This window comes from Sphingopyxis sp. 113P3, from assembly GCF_001278035.1.
GTDB lineage: Bacteria > Pseudomonadota > Alphaproteobacteria > Sphingomonadales > Sphingomonadaceae > Sphingopyxis.
The window spans coordinates 4,127,350-4,147,758 of record NZ_CP009452.1; the positions used below are offsets into that span (position 1 = coordinate 4,127,350).

Annotated in this window: 20 protein-coding genes and 1 pseudogene; 9 read left to right on the top strand and 12 right to left on the bottom strand. The window is 64.3% G+C overall.

The features are described from left to right. Positions 1 to 74: 74 nt before the first annotated feature. Together LH20_RS19925 and LH20_RS19930 are read left to right on the top strand one after the other, a co-directional pair. A complete protein-coding gene (locus tag LH20_RS19925; RefSeq protein WP_053555722.1) occupies positions 75 to 983 on the top strand; it encodes a site-specific integrase in 909 nt (302 codons plus the stop codon). 5 nt (positions 984 to 988) lie between these two features. After that, a complete protein-coding gene (locus LH20_RS19930; protein ID WP_053555723.1) occupies positions 989 to 2,179 on the top strand; it encodes an IS91 family transposase in 1,191 nt (396 codons plus the stop codon). 392 nt (positions 2,180 to 2,571) lie between these two features. Here LH20_RS19930 and dcd read toward each other — a convergent pair whose 3' ends face one another. From dcd to LH20_RS19960, 6 genes are all read right to left on the bottom strand, one after another. Continuing rightward, positions 2,572 to 3,198: a dCTP deaminase gene (dcd, locus tag LH20_RS19935; protein ID WP_053555724.1), complete on the bottom strand. Its 627-nt coding sequence runs from the start codon at positions 3,196 to 3,198 to the stop codon at positions 2,572 to 2,574. Continuing rightward, the gene (locus LH20_RS19940) at positions 3,191 to 4,342 is read right to left on the bottom strand and encodes a hypothetical protein (RefSeq protein ID WP_144423620.1); all 1,152 of its coding nucleotides are present in this window, start codon (positions 4,340 to 4,342) and stop codon (positions 3,191 to 3,193) included. Before LH20_RS19940 ends, dcd begins: the two co-directional genes overlap by 8 nt. A gap of 31 nt (positions 4,343 to 4,373) precedes the next feature. After that, positions 4,374 to 4,832: a hypothetical protein gene (locus LH20_RS19945; protein WP_053555726.1), complete on the bottom strand. Its 459-nt coding sequence runs from the start codon at positions 4,830 to 4,832 to the stop codon at positions 4,374 to 4,376. Positions 4,833 to 4,913: 81 nt separating this feature from the next. Then, positions 4,914 to 5,264: a hypothetical protein gene (locus LH20_RS19950; protein WP_053555727.1), complete on the bottom strand. Its 351-nt coding sequence runs from the start codon at positions 5,262 to 5,264 to the stop codon at positions 4,914 to 4,916. Between the two features lie 3 nt (positions 5,265 to 5,267). After that, entirely contained in the window at positions 5,268 to 6,191 is a 924-nt protein-coding gene (locus tag LH20_RS19955; RefSeq protein WP_053555728.1) for an ImmA/IrrE family metallo-endopeptidase, read from the bottom strand. Continuing rightward, positions 6,191 to 6,553: a helix-turn-helix domain-containing protein gene (locus tag LH20_RS19960; protein ID WP_053555729.1), complete on the bottom strand. Its 363-nt coding sequence runs from the start codon at positions 6,551 to 6,553 to the stop codon at positions 6,191 to 6,193. Before LH20_RS19960 ends, LH20_RS19955 begins: the two co-directional genes overlap by 1 nt. Before the next feature lie 152 nt (positions 6,554 to 6,705). Here LH20_RS19960 and LH20_RS19965 point away from each other — a divergent pair, with 152 nt between their 5' ends. Genes LH20_RS19965 through LH20_RS19980 form a run of 4 tightly spaced genes read left to right on the top strand, consistent with a single transcriptional unit; the run spans position 6,706 to position 9,282 of the window. Further along, on the top strand, positions 6,706 to 7,119 hold the full coding sequence (locus LH20_RS19965; RefSeq protein ID WP_053555730.1) for a multiubiquitin domain-containing protein: 414 nt from the start codon (positions 6,706 to 6,708) through the stop codon (positions 7,117 to 7,119). A 5-nt stretch (positions 7,120 to 7,124) separates the two neighbouring features. Further along, positions 7,125 to 7,508, top strand: a complete 384-nt coding sequence (locus LH20_RS19970; protein WP_053555731.1) for an E2/UBC family protein — start codon at positions 7,125 to 7,127, stop codon at positions 7,506 to 7,508. A 14-nt stretch (positions 7,509 to 7,522) separates the two neighbouring features. After that, a complete protein-coding gene (locus tag LH20_RS19975) occupies positions 7,523 to 8,899 on the top strand; it encodes a ThiF family adenylyltransferase (RefSeq protein ID WP_053555732.1) in 1,377 nt (458 codons plus the stop codon). Beyond that, a complete protein-coding gene (locus tag LH20_RS19980) occupies positions 8,896 to 9,282 on the top strand; it encodes a DUF6527 family protein (protein ID WP_053555733.1) in 387 nt (128 codons plus the stop codon). Before LH20_RS19975 ends, LH20_RS19980 begins: the two co-directional genes overlap by 4 nt. Before the next feature lie 134 nt (positions 9,283 to 9,416). Here the strand turns inward: LH20_RS19980 and LH20_RS19985 are convergent, their stop codons facing one another. The 5 genes and pseudogenes from LH20_RS19985 to LH20_RS20005 form a co-directional block, all read right to left on the bottom strand. Further along, positions 9,417 to 10,862, bottom strand: coding sequence for an efflux transporter outer membrane subunit (locus LH20_RS19985; protein ID WP_053555734.1), 1,446 nt, complete (start codon positions 10,860 to 10,862; stop codon positions 9,417 to 9,419). Next, a pseudogene (locus LH20_RS24445) lies at positions 10,859 to 14,037 on the bottom strand (efflux RND transporter permease subunit). The gene LH20_RS19985 and the pseudogene LH20_RS24445 overlap by 4 nt, the downstream one beginning before the upstream one ends. Further along, a complete protein-coding gene (locus LH20_RS19995) occupies positions 14,034 to 15,200 on the bottom strand; it encodes an efflux RND transporter periplasmic adaptor subunit (RefSeq protein ID WP_053555735.1) in 1,167 nt (388 codons plus the stop codon). The pseudogene LH20_RS24445 and the gene LH20_RS19995 overlap by 4 nt, the downstream one beginning before the upstream one ends. Positions 15,201 to 15,471: 271 nt before the next feature. Continuing rightward, positions 15,472 to 15,966 (bottom strand): Cu(I)-responsive transcriptional regulator, encoded by a 495-nt coding sequence (cueR, locus tag LH20_RS20000; RefSeq protein WP_053555736.1) that lies wholly within the window; start codon positions 15,964 to 15,966, stop codon positions 15,472 to 15,474. After that, complete coding sequence (locus LH20_RS20005) at positions 15,963 to 18,497, bottom strand: heavy metal translocating P-type ATPase (protein ID WP_053555737.1); 2,535 nt, start codon at positions 18,495 to 18,497, stop codon at positions 15,963 to 15,965. Before LH20_RS20005 ends, cueR begins: the two co-directional genes overlap by 4 nt. 148 nt (positions 18,498 to 18,645) lie before the next feature. Here LH20_RS20005 and LH20_RS20010 point away from each other — a divergent pair, with 148 nt between their 5' ends. The 3 genes from LH20_RS20010 (at position 18,646) to LH20_RS23815 (ending at position 19,430) form a co-directional block, all read left to right on the top strand. Continuing rightward, entirely contained in the window at positions 18,646 to 18,846 is a 201-nt protein-coding gene (locus tag LH20_RS20010) for a heavy-metal-associated domain-containing protein (protein ID WP_053555738.1), read from the top strand. A gap of 122 nt (positions 18,847 to 18,968) precedes the next feature. Beyond that, complete coding sequence (locus LH20_RS20015; RefSeq protein WP_235527044.1) at positions 18,969 to 19,193, top strand: EexN family lipoprotein; 225 nt, start codon at positions 18,969 to 18,971, stop codon at positions 19,191 to 19,193. A 69-nt stretch (positions 19,194 to 19,262) separates the two neighbouring features. Then, positions 19,263 to 19,430 (top strand): DUF6771 family protein, encoded by a 168-nt coding sequence (locus tag LH20_RS23815; protein WP_172709592.1) that lies wholly within the window; start codon positions 19,263 to 19,265, stop codon positions 19,428 to 19,430. Positions 19,431 to 19,439: 9 nt separating this feature from the next. Here the strand turns inward: LH20_RS23815 and LH20_RS20020 are convergent, their stop codons facing one another. Next, a complete protein-coding gene (locus LH20_RS20020) occupies positions 19,440 to 20,366 on the bottom strand; it encodes a HEPN domain-containing protein (protein ID WP_053555740.1) in 927 nt (308 codons plus the stop codon). Between the last annotated feature and the right edge of the window lie 43 nt (positions 20,367 to 20,409).

Below are 20,409 nucleotides of genomic sequence, written 5' to 3' on the forward strand. Positions count from 1 at the left end.
CGAGCGTCACGCCTGATTGAACGCGGGCTGCCGCAGGCAGACCCTTTCGGCTCCTTCAACAGAGGAGTCGAACGATGAACGAGCTTATCCAGATTGGCCCGATCAGCCCGCTGCGCCAGCGGCTGATCGACGATATGACCATGCGCCGCTTCTCGAAGGAGACGCAACGCAACTATCTTCGCGACGTCGGGCGGTTCGCGACCTGGCTCGGGCGCTCGCCGCATACCGCGAGCGCCGAGGATATCCGGCAGTTCCAGATCGAGCAGCAACAGGCGGGCGTCCCCGCACCAACGATGAACAGCATCGTCGGCGCGCTGAGGTTCTTCTTCACGCATACCCTCGATCGCCCCGATATCGCGCGTAAGCTGATCCGCACCAGGCAGGTTCGCAAGATCCCGGTCGTTCTGACCATGGCCGAGGTGAAGCGGCTGCTCGATGCCACGCGCTGCCTCAAGCATCAGGCTGCGCTGTCGGTCGCCTATGGCGCGGGGCTGCGCGTCGCCGAGGTATCGGCGCTGAAGGTCACCGATATCGACAGCAAGCGGATGCTGCTGCGGATCGAGCGCGGCAAGGGCGAGCGGTACCGCAACGCGATGCTGCCCGAAGGCCTGCTCCTGCTGCTGCGCGACTGGTGGCGCGCCGGACGACAGCAGGGCGTGCTGTTTCCCGAAGGCTGGCTCTTCCCCGGACAGAGCGCCTCGGTCCCGATCAGCACCCGCCAGCTCTACCGGGTTGTCGTCGAAGCCGCGGAGGCCGCCGATATCGACAAGCGCGTCGGACCGCACACCTTGCGCCACAGCTTCGCCACCCACCTGCTCGAGGATGGCGTCGATATCCGCGTCATCCAGGCGCTGCTCGGTCACGCCAAGCTAAACACCACCGCCTTCTACACGCAGGTTGCCACCAAGACCGTTCGCTCGATCGTCAGCCCGCTCGACAGGCTCGCGCTCGCATCGCCGAGCGAAGAGGCGCCCGACGGCTGAGGCCGATGCGCGCCTCACTCGAGGTTGCCGACATCTTCCGCGATGCTGGACCTGCCTATCGCGCTGCCCATGCCGGGCATCTGAGCCTGCACCAGCTCAAGATCATGTCGGCGATCGAACATTGCCGCACCGCCGCGCTCGGCGGGCACGTCGAAGCCTGTCCCGACTGCGGGCACTGGCGGATCGCCTATAACAGCTGCCGCAACCGCCACTGCCCTAAGTGCCAGGGCGTCGCGGCGCGCAGCTGGCTCGAGGCCCGCGAGGCTGATCTGCTCCCGGTCGGCTATTTCCATGTCGTGTTCACCCTGCCTGCCGAGGTCGCCGCGATCGCCTATTACAACAAGGCGCTCGTCTATGACCTGCTGTTCAAGGCGGCGGCCGATACGATGCTGACCATCGCCGCCGACCCGAAGCACCTCGGCGCCCGGATCGGCATCACCGCCGTCCTCCATACCTGGGGCTCAGCGCTCACCCATCATCCCCACATCCACATGATCGTGCCGGGCGGCGGCATCTCGCGCGATGGGACACGCTGGATATCAGCACGCCCGGCCTTCCTGCTGCCGGTCCGCGTGCTCGGCGCCCTGTTCCGCCGGCTGTTCCTGACCCGCCTTCGCGCGCTGCACGATGCCGGCAAGCTCGCCTTCTTTGGCAGCATTACGCATCTCGCCGAACGACGCGCATTCCTGCGGCACCTCTCGCCGGTCCGCAAAAAGCGCTGGGTCGTTTATGCCAAGGCCCCGTTCGCCGGGCCCGAGGCCGTGCTCGCTTACCTCGCGCGCTACACCCATCGGGTCGCCATCTCGAACAGCCGGCTCCTCCGGTTCGACGAGGCCGGGGTCACTTTCCGCTACAAGGACTACCGCAAGGCCGGTGCCGGACGGCAGCAGGTCATGACCCTCGGCGCGGACGAGTTCATCCGCCGCTTCCTCCTCCACGCCCTGCCGCGCGGGTTCCACCGCATCCGTCACTATGGCCTGCTCGCCAGCGCACACCGCAAGGATCATCTCGAACGCGCCCGCCGCCTGCTCAACGTCGCACCTTCGCCGACCGAGGAACCGACCGACGATGCAGAGCCCCGACCGACCTGTCCGTGCTGCGGCGGTACGATGATCATCATCGAGGTCTTCGAGCGCCGCTATCAGCCTCGCGCGCCGCCCCAGCCGGCGGCCTCATCCGAGACACCTGCGCCGTGATCCGGCACGGCCTCGCGCAGACACGATCCAGGGCAGACCCGCGCCTGGAAGTGGATCCGCTCGCGCCGGCGCTGCCCAAAAGCAGACGCCGGAACCGCAAAATCGGCCCGTCCGCTTTTCCACGTCCGCTTTTGCGACCCATATCCAGACGGTCCGCTATCGTGCACGTCCGCTTTTCGGCAGCACCTGGCTTCCCCACAATCAGACCAAAACAGCTTTCCCCATAGCTTAGCTCATGACCACCGCGGTTCGGGCATCGAAGACTTTCCGACGCCTAGCGGCGTCCGAAACTCTCAACGGTTGGAGACAGTCTGATTCTCGGAGTAAAGCTTGAATAGCGGACGCTAACTAACGAATTGAACCCAACGCACACCAACGCATACTCGCCCACCCTAGGCCCCGTCGGGCCGGGAGTCGACGAGCCGCATGAAGGTCTCATCCGCTTTCGGCGGGGACAGCATCGGCTTCCTGCGGCCGGAGAAGCGGTCAGGCTCGCGCTCTTCACCCGCCTGAGTGCGGTGCAGGAATATCTGGCAGATCGGCATGCCGGGATAGATTTCCAAAGGGACCTCGCCGACATTGGCAAGCTCGAGGGTCAGGCAACCGGAAAACTGCGGATGGATGCCAGCCGCCGTTTCGATCACCAGACCGTGGCGGCCCAGCGAGGATTTTCCGGTGACATAGCCCGACAGGCTCGCAGGCAAGCGCAGCCATTCGAGCGTCACTCCCAGCACGAAACGTCCGGGGTGCAGAACATAGTTCGACCCGAAGGGCACAAAATGTTGCTTGGTTCGCGACGTTTCCGATGGTTCGTCAGAGTCGCGCGGAATGCGGCCGACGAGTGAGACTGACGGCGTGCGGGTTTGCTTGAACGAACGAAACCACCGGCCGAGGCGCAAATCAATCGAGGTTTCACCCTTGCGAAGGAGCTCGTCGCGCTCAGGCCAGGGCACGACGGTCAGCCGCTCCTCTTTGGTCTGATGTTCAAGAGCCCCGACGATCTCGGCAGCGCTAAGCATGGGCTTCGACCCTCAGCTTGAATTCGGACACTTCGACCGACTTGAGCATCAGCTCGTTCAGGATCTTGTATTCGGCAATGTCCTGATCGAGCGACAGACCGCCACGCTCGCGCAGCAGGAGCCAGCCCGCGGTCACGATTTCAGGCAAGGTTGCACCCTCGCCATCCGGAACATGCTGTCGCAGCGATGCCAGCACGCGATCGGTTGCATCGGCCGTCGGCGGAGTGATGCCGTGATCTGCCAGAATATTGAACGTGATCGCGCGCAGGGCCGGATAGATTTTTGCAACCGCCGCATCGGCAAGCCTGATCACCGCACCGTCGGCGAACTTCAGCGGGATCGAGTCCCCCCAAGCCTCGAAAAGATCGGCTTCCGGAGCGATCCCTAGCTTTTCCGCCGCCTCGATGAGATAGCGCACCCGATCGAGACTCGACGGATAATAAGCGGAACGCATGCCCCATCCCGGTGCGAGAAAGTATTCATAGGCGTAGAGAAAGGACCGGCCGAAAATGAACAGGCCGAATAGGTCGCAGAAGATTTCTTCGAGCTGCTTGATAGCTGACCGCAGCACCGCGTCGCGCAGCTTCGCGAGCGCGACGCCGTCAACGCCGAGCTCGTTGGAAACTAAACTTGTTTCGGCAGGCATATCGTCGAGCGTCTGGGCGATCGCAGCCACTAGATCCGCCATGAGCTGGTCCTTGAGCTGCTTGCTCCGCCACGCCGAGTGACCGATCTCATGGCCAGCGAGAGGAACGATCAGGACATTGTCCGATTCCGGTGCCGGACCACCGACGAGCGCGAAGCCGGGCAGCCAGTCGAGGGTCATAGGGTAAGTGAAGGGGACGAACTTCCATTCGGATGACATGATCAAGCGTGCGTCAGGGCTGACCGCCGTTTCGACGAGGCGCTTGAGCGGAAAGTGCATCTCGAACGCGTTGCGCACGTTCGTAGAGCGCAAAATGAAGCCGAGGATATCGGTGTATCGCGATACCATGAGGCTGGTTTGCGCACATGCCTCGTTGACGCTAGCCTCGCTCGCTTCAGGCGTCAACCGCTCCAGCACTTCGCGAAGCTCGAGCGAATATCCCTTGATGAAAGTTAGGGCATCCTTGCCGTCCAAATGGGCGAAATCGGATGTACCCAACTCCGCGATCTGATCGATGAAGGCCCTCAGTCTACGACGGGCGGATGCCAGCCGAAGTGTCTTCGCTGAGGGGAGACCGCTCGTGGATGTCAAAGCCATCTTCTCCCGCCAGTTCCTGGATCAGCTCTTGATGCAGCGCTATGCAGACCGGCAGGAGCGATGCGGCTGCATCGACTTGGCCTTGGGCGACCGCGCTCAGCTGCTGGCTGACCGTCTTCATATATTCCTGGATATTCTCGACTTCGCCGTCGGGTGCGCTCGAGGCCATGCGGTACAGTCGCTCGAACGACTCATAATAGCCGGGTTCGACGAAGCGGAACTGGAGGGTGCAGGCGCTCGGCTCCGAATTCTGTCGGAGTGCGGTCGCGAGGTTGGTGAAGACGTCGGGGTTGCTGTCCAGCCCGGCATTCATCCGCTCAAGCTCGACGATCGATCGCAGGGCCAGATTGGAGAGACTATATTTCGAAAAGGATACAAGGCTTTGCTGCATGACCGAGGAGCCCCTTTCTCCAGTTGGTCGGCCTACCATGCTCTGATCTCGCACGACCGTTCTTACAGCATAGTAAATGACTCAAACTGAGTCAAATTGACTTAGATCCATACTGACGGCTAGCCAGCGTTCGGCAAGTTCCGCGCGGAATATTATTGCCGCGGCGCGGCTTGGTTTCAGATCACGCGCGATCGCATGCGCCTTGAACGCTGCCTTGGTTTCGGGATCGGACTGATGCGCGACGATTTTCTTCTTTCCTTGGCCGCCAAGGTCGCGGTCGTGGAGCGGTCGAAGCGCGGCAAGCCGCTCGCGTCTGAGTTCCCGGACAATCAACAGATTGGCAAGCGCCGTAACATCGAGCCGAAGTTCAGCGGCATATTGCTGGAACGCGCTCGCCTCATCGTCCGAAAGATAGCCGAGAATCTGTGCCATGGCCTAGAAGAGCGAGAGGCTGTGCTGGGCCGGGAGATAGACCCGGCGCTGAAGCGTGGCAACGGAGTGCAGAAGCACGAGCGTCTGGTGGCGGCTTCGAAAGGATTCCGCGATGAATTCCTGACGTTCGCCATTGGCGTCGAGAAAGCTCACCGTCCGCGGGCGTGTCATCCGGCGATCGGGGATCAGCCGGGCGAAGGCTTCCCGCGAGCGGATTTCCCGCGGCCAGGCCATCGCGGGAAAGCGCGCTTCGAACGACGGCGACGCGACGACGCGACGCAGGCTGCTGACCGATTGCCCGAAGGCTTCCTCGATCGGCGGATTGAAGATCAGGACCGCGCAGACGCGGTCGCTCGCCATCACATATCGCCGGGCCGTGGCATAGACCGAGGCGCCATAACGCTTCGCAAGCTGCAGCGGCGCCGCCATGCCGAACGTCAGGTCGCCTGCTTCCTCGGCGAAGATGTCCATCTGGAACAGGACTTCGGAGGCGAAGACATTGGCCTCGCGTTCGAACTGCGCCTTGATGAACGGATCGAGCGTCATCCGGCAATCTTCGAACAGGCCGAAGATGCTCTGCCATTCGAGCAGGGCGTGGCCGCCCTCGTGGAGTTTCAGGAAGGGAAGCTTGGCGTCCGGCGTTTCGGGGTCGATAAAGGCGATTCGCGACCGTGGGTCGAAAACACCCCATGCTTTCGACAGCGCAGTGAGCAGCGCCTTGCCGGCATTTTCCGCCTTGCGGCGAAGTTTCGCGAGATAGCCCTCGTCGATCGCCAGCGGGACCATTTCGATCCGGGCTGCGGCCATGATGTCGTCGACGGGCGTGGGAAAGATGCCGAGAGCGCCGCCGTCCCGCAAGGCGCGGTCGGCGGCGGCCCGGATGGCGACGAGCTGTTCGTGCGAAACGCTACAGTCGTCTGCCAGCATTATTTCTTCTGACGTCGCAGAAAGCCGAGGAAAGCCAGAAGCTGGTCTTCCTCGTCGGAGGTCAATTCACCCAGTACGGACGTGGCCATTCTGTTGAGCGGTTCTTCCGCCTCGGTCAGGAACCCTGCCCGCTTCATGATTTCGTGATAATCGAGCTTATAGGCATTCGAAAGCCGGTGCAGCATCATCGCCGACGGCTTGTCGATATTCCCATTCTCCAACTGGCTGAGATAGCCGTTCGAGACGGTGCCGTCCGTCAAGCGCTCGACTTCCCGGAGCGAGAGGCCGCGCGATTGGCGCACTTTCTTCAGAAACCCCCCGAGATCAGTTCCCTCCTCATCGATTGTCCTTTCATCGGTCATAAATCACCCATCCTAGTTTTTGGGGACCAAGAAACTAGGCGCAGGTGCTAAATTTGTCAAGCACATCTTAGCCCCCTTGACAACTTAGCACTGCTTCGCCAATTTAGCACCACAGCCGCCGCTGTTGGCCGGCTGAGTAGAAGGATCTGTTTATGGATACCCACAACCACCCCCGCGATCGCAAGGACGACGATCCCGAGATCGTGATCATCAACAACCGCACCGGCGCGGATGTCGACGTCGAGATCAAGCACGAGAAGGGTCACGACATCGTCATCGTCGATATCGTCGATGTCGAGGAATGCGGCCGCGCCAACCAGCCGCCGCCGCACGCGCACCGCTACAAGGTGAAGATCGACCACATCTACCACGTGTTCGATCGCCGCTTCGTCACCGGCCGCGAAATCCTCGTCGCGGGCGGCAAGACGCCGATCGAGAAGTACGAACTCGAGAAGCGTCTCCACGGCGGCCACTATGTCTCGATCGGCGTCGACGAAAAGGTCGACCTCGGCGAGTGCGGCATCGAGGTCTTCGAGACCTTCCCGCTCGACGAGACCGAGGGCTGATCGCAATGCGCCGGGAGTTCAACCTCGGTCCTGACGACATCCGGGTGCTCGAAACACTCGGATGTCCTTGGGAAACCATCGCCCAGGGCGGGGCGCGGTGGCTGCTCCTCCGGCAGCACCCCATCCCCGAAGGCTATAACGTCGCGCAGGCGGACGTCGCGATCCGTCTCGATGCTTATCCCGCCGGCATGATCGACATGGTCTATTTCAGCCCGCCGCTGAGCCGCGCCGACGGCAAGGTCATCAACAACCTCAGCGCGCTTTCGATCGACAACCGCTCGTTCCAGCAATGGTCGCGTCACTACCCGTGGCGGCAGGGGGTCGACTCGCTCTGCACCCACCTCCGCCGCGTTCGCGCCTGGCTGAAGAACGAATTCAAGAAGCGTTAGGAAGGATAAGGGTCATGCACATCTTGCGCCTGAACCAGTCGCAGCACGCGACGCTCGCAAGCCACCTCTTCGACGGCACCGGCCTCGAAGCGATCGCCGTCGGTCTGTGCGGCCGCTCCATGATCGAGGGCCGCAGCGTCTTCGTCGTTCACCGGATTGTTGAAATCCCGTCGGACGAATGCCTGCGGGCGCCGGACCGCATCACCTGGCCGACGTGCCGCCTCAAGGCGCTGCTCGCCGAGGCGCGAGCAAACAATCTGGCGATCCTCAAGATCCACTCGCATCAGGGCGGTTACCGGCAGTTCTCCTCGCAGGACGATGCCTCGGACCTCGACCTCTTCAACGCCGTGGGCCTCAAGGTTGTCGGCGAACATGTGAGCGCGATCATGCTGCCCGATGGGTCAATCTTCGGCCGCCGCGTCGGCATCGGCGGACCGCGCGGCATGCTCGACCGCGTGTCGGTCGTCGGCGACGATATCCTCATCTGGCCGGGCCGCCCGAGCCTGACGCGCGCCGACTTCGACGTTCGTCACCGGCAGATGTTCGGCGATCACACGACCGAAAGCCTCGGCTCGCTGAGCGTCGGGGTCGTCGGCGTGTCCGGCAGCGGCAGCCCGACGGTCGAGATGCTCGTCCGTCTCGGCGTCCGCCGGGTCGTGCTGATCGAGCCCGACCATGTCGAGGCCAAGAATCTCAACCGCATCTACGGCGCGACCCGCCGTCACGCGGCCGCCGAGGTCAACAAGGCGCGGATGATGAAGAACCATATCGACCGCATCGGCCTCGGCACGAAAGTGGAAATCGTCGAAGGATTCGCCGACAGCCCCGAGGCGATCGCCCGCCTCGCGACGTGCGATGTCCTGTTCGGCTGCATGGATTCGATCGAGGGCCGCGACACGCTGAACCGCATCGCGACCTTCTATACGCTGCCCTATTTCGATCTCGGCGTGCGCATCGATGCCGATGGCAGCGGCGGGGTGAACGCGGTGTCGGGGGTTGTGCACTATATTCAGCCGGGCGGCTCGAGCCTGCGCTCGCGCGGCGTCTATTCGGAGGCCGAACTGCACGCCGATGTGCTGCGCCGCACCGATCCCGATTTCTACGAGGATCAGGTCCGCCGCGGCTATGTGCGCGGCATCGTCGTCGATCGCCCCGCGGTGATCAGCATCAACACCATGGTCGCATCTATGGCCGTGAACGAGCTGCTCGCCCGCCTCCATCCGTTCCGCACTCGTCCGAACGGCGATTTCGCCATCCAGCGCATCTCGATGTCGCACGGCCGCATCATCCTGCGCCCCGACGGCGAACCCGACGCCAATCTCGCCAGCCACGTCGGGCGGGGAACGACCAACCCGCCGCTGCTGCTGCCCCGCCTCGGCCGCCCGTCGTGATACCCGGACGCAAACTGCTCTGCCGGCTCCTCGCAGCATTCGGCGCGGTCCGCTGGAAGATCGGCGGCTGGCGCCGCCCCGCGATCGTGAAACGGGAGGTCGGCGACGTGCCGTCCCGGCTCGCGCGCAACATCCTCTATGTCCGCCGCGGCGCCGATGGTCCGGCCTTCGGTTACCTCGCCTGCCCTTGCGGCTGCGGCGAAACGCTGCACCTTCGTTTTCTCGGCAAGCGCTTTCCGCGTTGGACGCTGGAGACTGACGGAAAAGGACGCGTGTCGCTTCGCCCGTCGGTGTGGCGAACGACTGGGTGTGCGAGCCACTTCTTCGTAACCGCCGGGCAAGTTCGCTGGTGTGCGCCGGGATCCTACCGGGCGTTCGACTAAAAACGGGCGCGTTGCTGACGGGGCTTCGAAATGCTCGAACGGCAGGTTTTGGGCAGCGACTTCGCGGCTTGCTACGAGCTGGATCAGGTGCAAACCGGCCGCATTCCTATTATAATATTTACCTATTATAATATTTAATGGCCGAATGTACGCCCTCCGGTACAATTTGGACTGCCCACCCCTTCACAAACCTCCCAGCCCCCGCCGAGAGCGCGGTGGATTTCGACCACAGACAGGAGATGGTCTGTGCGCGCCGCGACGAGCGTGGCTTCGGCTTCGTAGAGGCTGCGTTCGGCATCGAGAACGTCCAGATATTGGCCTTCACCCTCGCGAAAGCGAACCGCCGCCATCCGCGCCGCCTCGCGGCTGGCGCCGACCTGCTGGTCGCGCATCGCAAGACCGGTCCGGATTGCACCATAGGCCGTCAGCGCGTCCTCGACATCGCGAAGGGCGATCAGGACGGTCCGGTGGTAATCGATCAGCGCCGCATCGGTGCGAGCATCGGCGACGCGGACTTGCGCGCGCAGACGCGGCATGTCGAACACACCCCAATCGAGGCTGGGGCCGCCAGCAAAAGCGACCGCACCGCCCGTGAACAGCGATTCAAACCCGCCAGCGAGGAGCCCAATGAAGCCGGACAGGCGTACCGTCGGAAACAGGTCGGCCTCGGCGACGCCACGCCGTGCGGTGGCGGCGGCGAGTGTGCGCTCGGCGGCGGCGATATCCGGCCGCCGCCGCAACAGATCGGCGGGGGCACCGACGCCGATCTGCGCAATATGCGGCAGGCTGGTTGTTGCAACGGCGGGACCGACAAAGTTTTGCGGCGTCTGGCCGAGTAGCACGGCAAGGGCGTGGCGCGCAGTGCCGATGCGTTGTTCGATCCCGGGCAGCGTCGCCTCGACCGCGGACAGCGCGGCCTCTGCGCGAACGACGTCAAAGCGTGCGCCAGCGCCAGCGCGTTCCAGCTTGCGCGTGACGTCGAGCGAGCGTCGCTGGGTTTCGATCTGGCGGTGCGCGATGGCAAGCGCGGCCTCGCTTCCGCGCAATTCGAAATAATGGCCGGCGACATCGGCGGTGACCGCTGCGCGGGCGGCGCGTAGCAGCGCTTCGGCGCCGCCGACCTCGGCCTCGGCGGCTTCGACCCCGCGGCGGACACGACCGAACAGGTCGACCTCCCAGCTAGCTTCTGCCCCGAGGCGCAATGCATCCCCTTCACGCGGCTGACCGCCCGGACGCTCAGCATCGGCCAGACGGCGACGCTGATAGGAGGCATCGACACCGCCGCCGGGAAGCCGTCCCGCACGCGATACGCCGGCGAGTGCGCGCGCCTCGTCGAGCCGCGCGACGGCGAGCCGCGCGTCGAGGTTCGCGGCGAGCGCCTCGGCGATCAAACTATCGAGCGCCGGATCGCCAAACTGGTGCCACCAGGCGGCCTCGGCAGACGTGCCGCCTATGCCCACCGGCTGTGCGGCATAGGCGCCGGGTGCCTCGATCGACGGCGGAACATAATTGGAGCCAGCGGTGGCGCACCCGGCAAGGCCAAGAAGAACGGCGGGCGAAAGTTTGGCGATCAATGTCATGGGGTCAATTCCTGCGGCTTGGTGTCCGGGTTTGAAGAGCGCCGCGCCGCGCGCCGGAGAACGACCTTGCGGATCACGACGTAGAAGAGCGGAGTCAGGAAGAGGCCGAAGAGTGTCACCCCGAGCATGCCGGCGAACACCGCAATGCCCATGGCCTGCCGCATTTCAGCGCCCGCCCCCGTGGCGATCGCCAGCGGAACCGCGCCGACAATGAAGGCGATCGACGTCATCAGGATCGGACGCAGCCTCAATCGGCAGGCCTCGAGCGCCGCGGCGAGCGGATCGAGACCTTCATGTTCCTGCGCGCGCGCAAACTCGACGATCAGGATCGCATTTTTCGCGGCCAGCCCCACCAGCACCACAAAGGCGATCTGCGTGAAGATGTTGATGTCGCCGCCGGTCAGCCAGACCCCGACAAGCGCGCTGAGCAGACACATGGGCACGATGAGCAGGACCGCAAGCGGCAGCGTCCAGCTGTTATATTGCGCCGCGAGGATCAGGAAGGCGAGCAGCACCGCGATCGGGAAGACGTAGAGGGCGGCGTTGCCCGCGGTCTTTTCCTGATAAGTGAGGTCGGTCCACTCGAATGTCATGCCCTCTGGCAGTTCGGCGCGCGCGATCCGTTCCATTGCTGCAACCGCCTGCCCCGAGCTGAAGCCCGGCGCGGGGCCGCCGCTAATATCGGCCGATGGAAAGCCGTTATAGTGGATGATGCGGTCCGGTCCGGCGCCCGGAGAGGTGGAGACCAGCGTCGCGAGCGGGACCATATCGCCCTGCGCGTTGCGGAGCTGAAGCCGCCCGACTGCATCGGGCTGGGCCCGCGCGTCGGCTTCGGCCTGTGCATAGACCTGATAGGTTCGGCCGAAGCGGTTGAAGTCGTTGACGTAGAGCGAGCCGAGATAGACCTGCATCGTCTCGAACACATCGGTCATCGCGACGCCTTGGGCCGCGGCCTTGGTCCGGTCGACATCGACCGAAAGTTCGGGCGAGGCAACATTATAGCTGGTCATCAGCCCGGCGAGCGCGGGTTCCTTGGCGGCGGCAGCCATCACCTTGGCGTTGGCTGCCGCTAGCGCCTCGTAGCCCGCGCCGGAACGATCCTCGATCTGCATCTTGAACCCGCCGGTGGCGCCGAGGCCGGGAACCGGCGGCGGCGGGAATATGCCGACGAAGCCGTCGGGGACTGCCGCATATTTGCCCTGCAGCCGCCCGGCGATTGCGCCGGCCGCCATGTCCGGCGACGTGCGCTCGGAAAAAGGATCGAGCATCACGAACATGACGGCGGCGTTGGGCACGTTGACGAAGCCGTTGATCGACAGGCCCGGAAAAGCGACGACGCTTTCGACGCCGGACTCGGCCAGTGCGATCTTCGAGACCTGTTCGGCCACCGCCTGGGTACGATCGAGCGACGCGCCGTTCGGCAACTGCACGATGCCGACGAGATAATATTTGTCCTGCGCGGGCACGAAACCGGCGGGCAGCTTGTCAAAGGCGAACCAGGTCAGGCCGAGCAACCCGGCATAGGTCAGTCCCGCGACCGCACCCCGCCGGATGACGCGCTGCACGCCACCGACATAGGCGAGCGAGCCGCGATCGAAGGCGCGATTGAACGGCCGGAACAGCCAACCAAAGCCTTTGTCGATCGCACGTTGGAGGCTGTCGCGCGGCGCATCATGACGCTTGAGCAGTATCGCGGCGAGTGCGGGCGACAGCGTCAGCGAGTTCACCGCCGACAAGATGGTCGAGATCGCGACGGTGAGCGCGAACTGGCGATAAAATTCGCCCTGCAACCCGCCCAGAAAGGCTGTGGGAATGAAGACCGCGGCGAGAACCGAGGTGATCGCGATGATCGGGCCGGTGACCTCCGCCATCGCTTTACGCGCGGCCTCGCGCGGAGATTCGCCAAGCCCGATATGACGCTCGACATTCTCGACAACGACAATCGCGTCATCGACGACGATGCCGATCGAGAGCACCAGCCCGAACAGCGATAGCGTGTTCAGCGAAAACCGAACACATACATGACCGCCAATGTCCCGACCAACGAGACGGGCACCGCGACAAGCGGAATGATCGACGCGCGCCAGGTCTGGAGGAAGAGGATCACAACGAGGACGACGAGCAGGGTCGCCTCGATCAGCGTGACGATCACGCTTTCGATCGAAGCCTTGACAAAGATCGTCGGATCATAAGCGATGCGATGAACCAGCCCGTCGGGAAACTCGCCCGAGAGGCGGTCCATCGTCGCCCGGACCTCGGCCGCGGTGTCGAGCGCGTTGGCGCCGGGGCTTTGCAATATCTGCAGCGCGATCGCGGGTTCGCCGTCGAGCAGCGAACGCAGCGCATAATCATTGGCGCCCATTTCGATCCGGGCGACCTCACCGAGCCGGGTGAGCTGGCCGTCGGCACCAGTCTTGACGACAATCGCAGCAAATTCTTCCTCGGTCGCAAGGCGGCCCTTCACGTCGAGCGCGACCTGTTGCGCGGCGGCGGGGTTCGGCTGCCGCCCGACGCTGCCCGCGGCGACTTCGACATTCTGCGCGCGGATCGCGGCGACGATATCGCTCGCGGTCAACCCGCGCGAAGCGATCCGCGCCGGGTCGAGCCAGACGCGCATCGAATATTCACCGGCACCCCACACGACCACGTCGGCGATGCCGGGGATGCGCGCGATTTCGTCGCGGACCTGAAGCAGCGCATAGTTGGAGATGAAGAGCGGGTCATAGCGCTTCGATGGCGACAGAAGATGCACCACCATCAGCGCGTCGGGTGCAACCTTCTGTGTGGTGACGCCGAGCCGCTGCACCGTCTCGGGCAGTCGTGGCAGTGCGCGCGATACGCGGTTCTGGACCTGAACCTGCGCGATGTCGGGATCGATCCCTTGCGCGAAGGTGACCGTGAGCGTCATCCGGCCGTCGGTGGCGGCCTGGCTCGACATATAGAGCATGCCCTCGACGCCGTTGACCGCCTGTTCGATCGGACTGGCGACGGTTTCGGCGATAACCTCGGGCGAGGCGCCCGGATAGGCCGCGGCAACGGTCACCGTCGGCGGCGCGACCGCCGGATATTCGCTGAGCGGTAGCCGGAGGAGCGCGAGCAGCCCGGCAATCAGCAGGAGCACCGACAGCACGATCGCGAAGATCGGCCGGTCGATGAAGAAGCGGGGGAAGTTCATCGTGCCGGCTCCCGCTGGACGCTGGTTTTCTGCATGCCATTGCCGCGCGGCATCGAGACGATCCTGGGTTTGACCGCCATGCCGGGGCCAGCCAGCCCCTTGACGACGACGCGGTCGCCGGGCCGCAAGCCCGTCTCGACGACGCGCAGGCCATCGACGATGGGGCCGAGCGTCACGGGCCGATATTCGGTCATATTCTTTGCGCCCAGCACGAGGACAAAGCGCCGCCCCTGTTCGACACCGATCGCGATGTCGCTGACGAGGATCGCGGACCGGGCCTTGTCGGTCGCGACATCGACTTCGGCGAACAGGCCGGGCGCCAGACGGCCACCCGGATTGGGCAGGACCGCGCGCGCGCGGATCGTCCCCGTCGCACGGTCGAGACGGTTGCCGATGAAGTCCAGCCGCGCCATTCGGGTGCTGCCGTCTTCGAGGCGGACGCCGACCTTGGCCTCGGCGCCCTGACCGCGGCGGTCGGCGAGCGAGCGAAGATAGGTCGCCTCGTCGACGTCGAATTCGACGTGGAGCGGATCGACCGAGACGATGGTGGTGAGCGGCGTCGCCGTCTCGCCGCCGGCAACCAGATTGCCGCGGGTGACGAGAATCTGGCCGACCCGGCCCGCGATGGGCGCTTCGACGCCGGCATAGCGAAGGTCGAGCGCCGCGAGCCGTTCGGCCGCACGCGCCGACGCAACCTGCGCTTCACGTTCACGCAAGGTCGCGGTCGTCACGTCCGAACGCTCGCGCCCGGCGACACCTTCGGCGACGAGCCGTCGGGCGCGCACATCCTCGGCCTGCGCGAGTCCCAGCCGCGCCTCGGCTTCACGCGTCGCCGCGCGGGCTGCGGCGTGCCGCGCCGCGAAGGGCGCATTATCGAGGCGAAAAAGAATCTGCCCGCGCCGGACAATCTGCCCCTCGGGAACGCTGACGTCGGCAATATAGCCCGAGACGCGCGGTTTGAGTTCGACCGTCTCGACCGCAGTCAGGCGTCCGTTATAGGTGGAGCGCGGCACATGGTCCTGCACGACGACTGATGCCGCCAGAACCATCGGCGGCCCCGGCGCAGCGGCCTGCTCGCCGCCTTCCGGCCCGCGCACCCAAAGCACCACGAGCCCCGTCGCCAATATCGCGCCCAGCGCCGCGGCGACCCTCGATTTTCGCATCTCAACCTCCGAATCCGTGCTCGCCGATCCGGATGGATGGCGAGCTCATATTTCGGGGGTGCGGTTTTCCATCGTTGGAGGGTCAAGAGATTTTCTTCGTCGGCGTCGAATGCGCATGAACCCGTAGAAGACACCGCGCCTGTTGGTAGGCGGAGCTCTGCTGCAACAGTAATCCGGCGTGCGGCGACCGCGTTGGCCAAGGCTATGTCCCGCGAAGAATCAGGAAAAGCTCCTCCGCATACGGAAGGGCCAAATGATCCCGAGGCCAGGGCTAGTGCGTGCGGTTCGACGAACCCGCGGCATGGCGCCGGGCGGATTGTCCGCCGGACCTGCCGAAGCGCCGGGGTTCGCGCGGTTGGAGGCGCGGCATCGCATCCCCCTCTTCCGCCAGCCCCTCGATGATCGGGCAATCGGGCCTGTCGTCACCGTGGCAATGATTGGCCAGCGTCTCAAGCGTCCGCACCATGGCTTCGATCTCGGCCATTTTTTCCTTGAGCCGCTCGATATGTTCGAGCGCGAAAGCCTTGACGTCGGCGCTGGCGCGGCTTCGGTCGGACCAGAGACCCAGCAGCTCGCCGATTTGCTCCACGGTAAAGCCGAGATCGCGCGCGCGCCGAATGAAGCGCAGGCGGTGCACGTCGGCGTCGTCATAGTCGCGGTAACCCGAGTCCTGACGCGCAGCCTTGGGGATGAGACCCGTCTGTTCGTAATAGCGGATCATCTTTGGAGAGACGCCCGATATTTTCGCGGCGCGGCCGATGTTCATGCCGCCTCTCCTTCTTTTCCCTTGTCGGCGGCGATCACCGGCCGGAAGGTCTTCAACCTGAGTGCGTTGCTTAGCACGAAGACGCTCGACAGCGCCATCGCGCCGGCGGCGAACACCGGCGACAGCAACGTATCGTTCAGCGGATAGAGCGCCCCCGCGGCGACGGGAATCAGCGCCGCATTATAGCCGAATGCCCAGAAGAGATTCTGCTGGATGTTGCGGATCGTCGCCTTCGACAGCGCAATCGCGTTAACCACCCCGCGCAGGTCACCCGACATCAACACGACGTCAGCGGATTCGATCGCGACATCGGTGCCGGTGCCGATCGCCAAGCCGACATCGGCCTCGGCAAGCGCGGGGGCGTCGTTGATGCCGTCGCCGACGAACGCAACCTTGCGGCCGCCAGCACGCAGCCGGTTCATCGCATCGACCTTGCCGTCGGGAAGCACTTCGCCGACGACTTCGTCGATCCCCAGCGTGCGCGCGACGGCATCGGCCGTCGCCTGATTGTCGCCGGTGATCATCGCTACCTTGAGCCCGAGGGCGTGGAGTGCCCGGATCGCCTCGGGCGTCGTGTCCTTGACCGGATCGGCGACCGCGATCACCGCCGCGAGCTTGCCGTCGATCGCGGCATAGAGCGGCGACCGGCCCATCGCCCCGAGTTCACTGGCCTTGGCGGCAAAGGCTGAGACATCGTGCCCCAACCTGATCATGAAGCGGTCGGCACCGACCTGGACCTCACGGCCGCCGACCTTTGCCGATACGCCGTAACCGGGGATGGCTTCGAACGCCGCAGGCGATGGAACGTCAAGCCCCCGCGCGTTCGCGGCCGCCACGATGGCTTCGGCGATCGGATGCTCGGACTGGCTTTCGACGCTGGCGACCAGCGCCAGCACTTCATCGCGCCCGAAGCCCGCGGCCGGCTCAAGGTCGGTCAGTTCGGGGTGACCTTTGGTCAGCGTGCCGGTCTTGTCGAGCGCGATGACCGTCACGTCGCGCAGCGTCTGGAGCGCCTCGCCCTTGCGGAACAACACCCCCAGTTCGGCGGCGCGGCCGGTGCCGACCATGATCGAGGTCGGGGTCGCGAGCCCCATCGCGCATGGGCAGGCGATAATCAGCACCGCGACCGCATTCACCAAGGCGAAGGTCAGCGCCGGATCGGGGCCGAAGATGAGCCAGACGAGGAAGGTCAGTCCCGCGATCCCCATCACCGCGGGGACGAACCAGGCGGTGACCTTGTCGACCATTGCCTGGATCGGCAGCTTCGATCCCTGCGCCTGCTCGACCATGCGAATGATCTGCGCCAGCACCGTATCCCCGCCGACTTTGGTCGCACGGAAGGTGAAAGCGCCGGTCTTGTTGATCGTGCCGCCGACGACGCCCGCGCCCGCAGACTTGGCGACTGGAACCGGCTCACCGGTGATCATCGACTCGTCGACCCAGGAGCTCCCCTCGACAACCTCGCCATCGACCGGCACGCGTTCGCCCGGACGGACCTGGACGATATCGCCGGTCCGGACATCGGCGAGCGCGACTTCGAGCGCGGCACCATCGCGCACGACGCGCGCGGTCTTCGCCTGAAGCCCGACCAGCCGCTTGATCGCCTCCGACGTCCGTCCCTTCGCCTTGGCCTCGAGATAGCGGCCAAGCAGGATCAGCGCGACGATCACCGCCGCCGCTTCATAATAGATGTTGGCGGTGCCGGACGGCAGGACGCCGGGAGCAAAGGTCGCGACGAGCGAATAGCCCCAGGCGGCGCTCGTCCCCAAGGTGACGAGCGAGTTCATATCGGGGTTGCCGCGCAGGATCGCCGGGATACCCTTCTGGAAAAAGCGCAGCCCGGGCCCGAAGAGCACCAGTGTGGTGAGGACGAACTGGATCAGCCAGCTCGTCTGCATCCCGATCGTACCCATGACGAAATCATGGACAGCGGGAATGAGGTGCGAGCCCATCTCGAGGATGAACACCGGCAGTGCCAACACCGCCGCGAGAAACAGCGAACGGCGCAGGCTATCCAGTTCCTGCTCGCGCGCCGAAGCTTCCTGATCGGGCGATGCGCTGTCGCCCTCGACCCGGCGCGGTTCATAACCGGCGGCGCTGATCGCGGCCTCCAGATCTTCCAGCGACGCGATGCTGGCGCGATAGCGGATGCTGGCCTTTTCGGTCGCCAGATTGACGGTGGCGCTGCTGACGCCCGGCACTTTGGACAGTGCCTTTTCGACATGCCCCACGCACGAGGCGCAGGTCATCCCCGCGACGCCGATTTCCACATCGGCCTCGGGCACCTCGTAACCGGCGCGCTCGACCGCTTGCACGACGGCGCCGGGATCGGACGCCCCTGCGAATGTCACGTCGGCGCGGTTGGTCGCCAGATTGACGGCGACCCCGGTTACGCCCGGCAGCTTGCCGATCGCCTTTTCGACATGGCCGACACATGAGGCACAGGTCATGCCCGCGACGGCGAGACTCAGCCGTTCCGGCTCGGCAACAGGGCGGCCGCTTTTCCGCGGCAATTCGATAACATCGGACATGACAATTTCTCCGGATTTGCTCATTTGACCGGATTGTGCAGTTTCCAACGATGGGAAGGTCAAGGGGAGAAAAAAGGGCGCGCCGGGACTTGACCTTGCTACGATGGCAAGCCCCATCTTCGGACTTCAATCGAAGTTTGGAGATACTATGACGATCCGTTTCAATATCCCCGGGATGACCTGCGGCGGCTGCGCGCGCTCGATCACCAAGGCGATCCAGGGCATCGATACCGCAGCCAAGGTCGAAGCCGACATTCCCGAAAGGCGGGTCAGCGTCGAGACCAGCACGGATAGCGCATCGCTCATCGCGGCGATCCGCGAAGCCGGCTATGAAGCGCAGGCGGCATAGGAAGGGCGGGCCAAGAGACTGATCGACCTGGGGAAATAGAACCAGATCTGGTTCCAGTTCGCCTTTCGCCCAAGGTCTTGGCGGGTATATTCTCCTTCCCATTTTCTGGCTGGAGAATGAATTTGCGACATTCCGCTATCCTGTCACTCGGGTTGATCCTGTCCGCCTGCGGTCAAAGCGAGCCGCGCAGCACCCAGTATTTCGAGGCGAATATCGACGAGGCGCGAAAGGTGGTCGCCGACTGCCGGGCCGGCTCGACGCGCGGCGACGAATGCACGAACGCGGACGTCGCGGTGCAGACGGTCGAAGGCCGCGAGCGCTTCAAGCGGTTCGTAGGCAAGGATTAAGACAGGACACGATCGCCGCACCTAACCGTTGGCGATTGCGTGTCGGGCGCGCTTCGATATAGCGCCGGGATGACCGATGAACTGACCAGCATCGTCCTGCGCGCCGTCGAACGGGCTCCGCAATGGGTCCGCCGCGCCCTGGAATCGAAAGATCATGTCGCCCGCATTCAGGCCGAGGAATCGCTCGCCGCTATGATCGCCGACGCGCTGCGAAAGGCGGAAAGCACCCCTGACTAGCCCCGGCGATCACGCCGGGCGGCACTGCTCCTCAAGCTCGGCGATGCGCTCCGAGCAAATCGCGTGGACTGCGCGCCCCAGTTCCTCGACGCAGCCGCCGAGCCAAAGAAGCTCCTCCTCGGTGATGCGGTAATGCTTCGAGTAGCGCGCCTTAACATAGGCTTCCTTGAGCTTCTCGAAGCGCGCACGATCGGCGCGGGTCTCGCGCGGCCAGACGTTCACCAGCCGCATATCGATACGCTCGGCCTGCGTTCGTAAGAAACCAAGATTGTGAACGTACGGCGTGTAGAAAGTGCAGACTAGCAGAGCCCCATGATAGAGGCTCTCGGTGGCTTGGTGCAGCAAAAACGCTGCTTTTTTGTAACTCCGTCGGCCGACGTAAAACCTGTATCCTTCTAAAAACTCCGCCGCGCCCGGAATCCACTCTTCGAAATATTCCTTTGCCATCGCCAGCGCCTGCTCGGGCGTCTTCGGCTTCGGCTTGTGCAATTCCTTGTCGTCATATGCGTAGAGCGCGATTCCGTCCTTCGCGACGTCCATGAAGAAATAGCGCCCATGCGCGAGCCCGTCATTCACCTCCTGCAGCGTATGAACGATGAAGTTCACCGGCGTGTGCAGCGTTTTGTCGATCGCAAGCTCGCGGATGAGCCGGTCCTCGAGCTTCAGCCAGAAATCGACCCGCTCGGTCAGGCGCTTGTCGTTGACGATGATGAGGAGGTCGAAATCCGACCGATAGCCCTTGGCGGTATGCGGCTCGTCGACCCAGCCGCCGCGGGCATAGCTGCCGTAGAGGATCAGCTTGTCGATCCGGCCCTTCTTCTTCCAGCTCATCGTCGCCAGCGCGATCGCATCCTCGAATTCTTCGAAGATGATCGCCTTCACGCGCTCGAGCTCGCGCTGCTTGTTCGGCGGTAGATGATCGAGATCGGTTCGCATGGCTATTCTCACCCTGTAATTCCGCTCGCCCGATGGCAAGCGC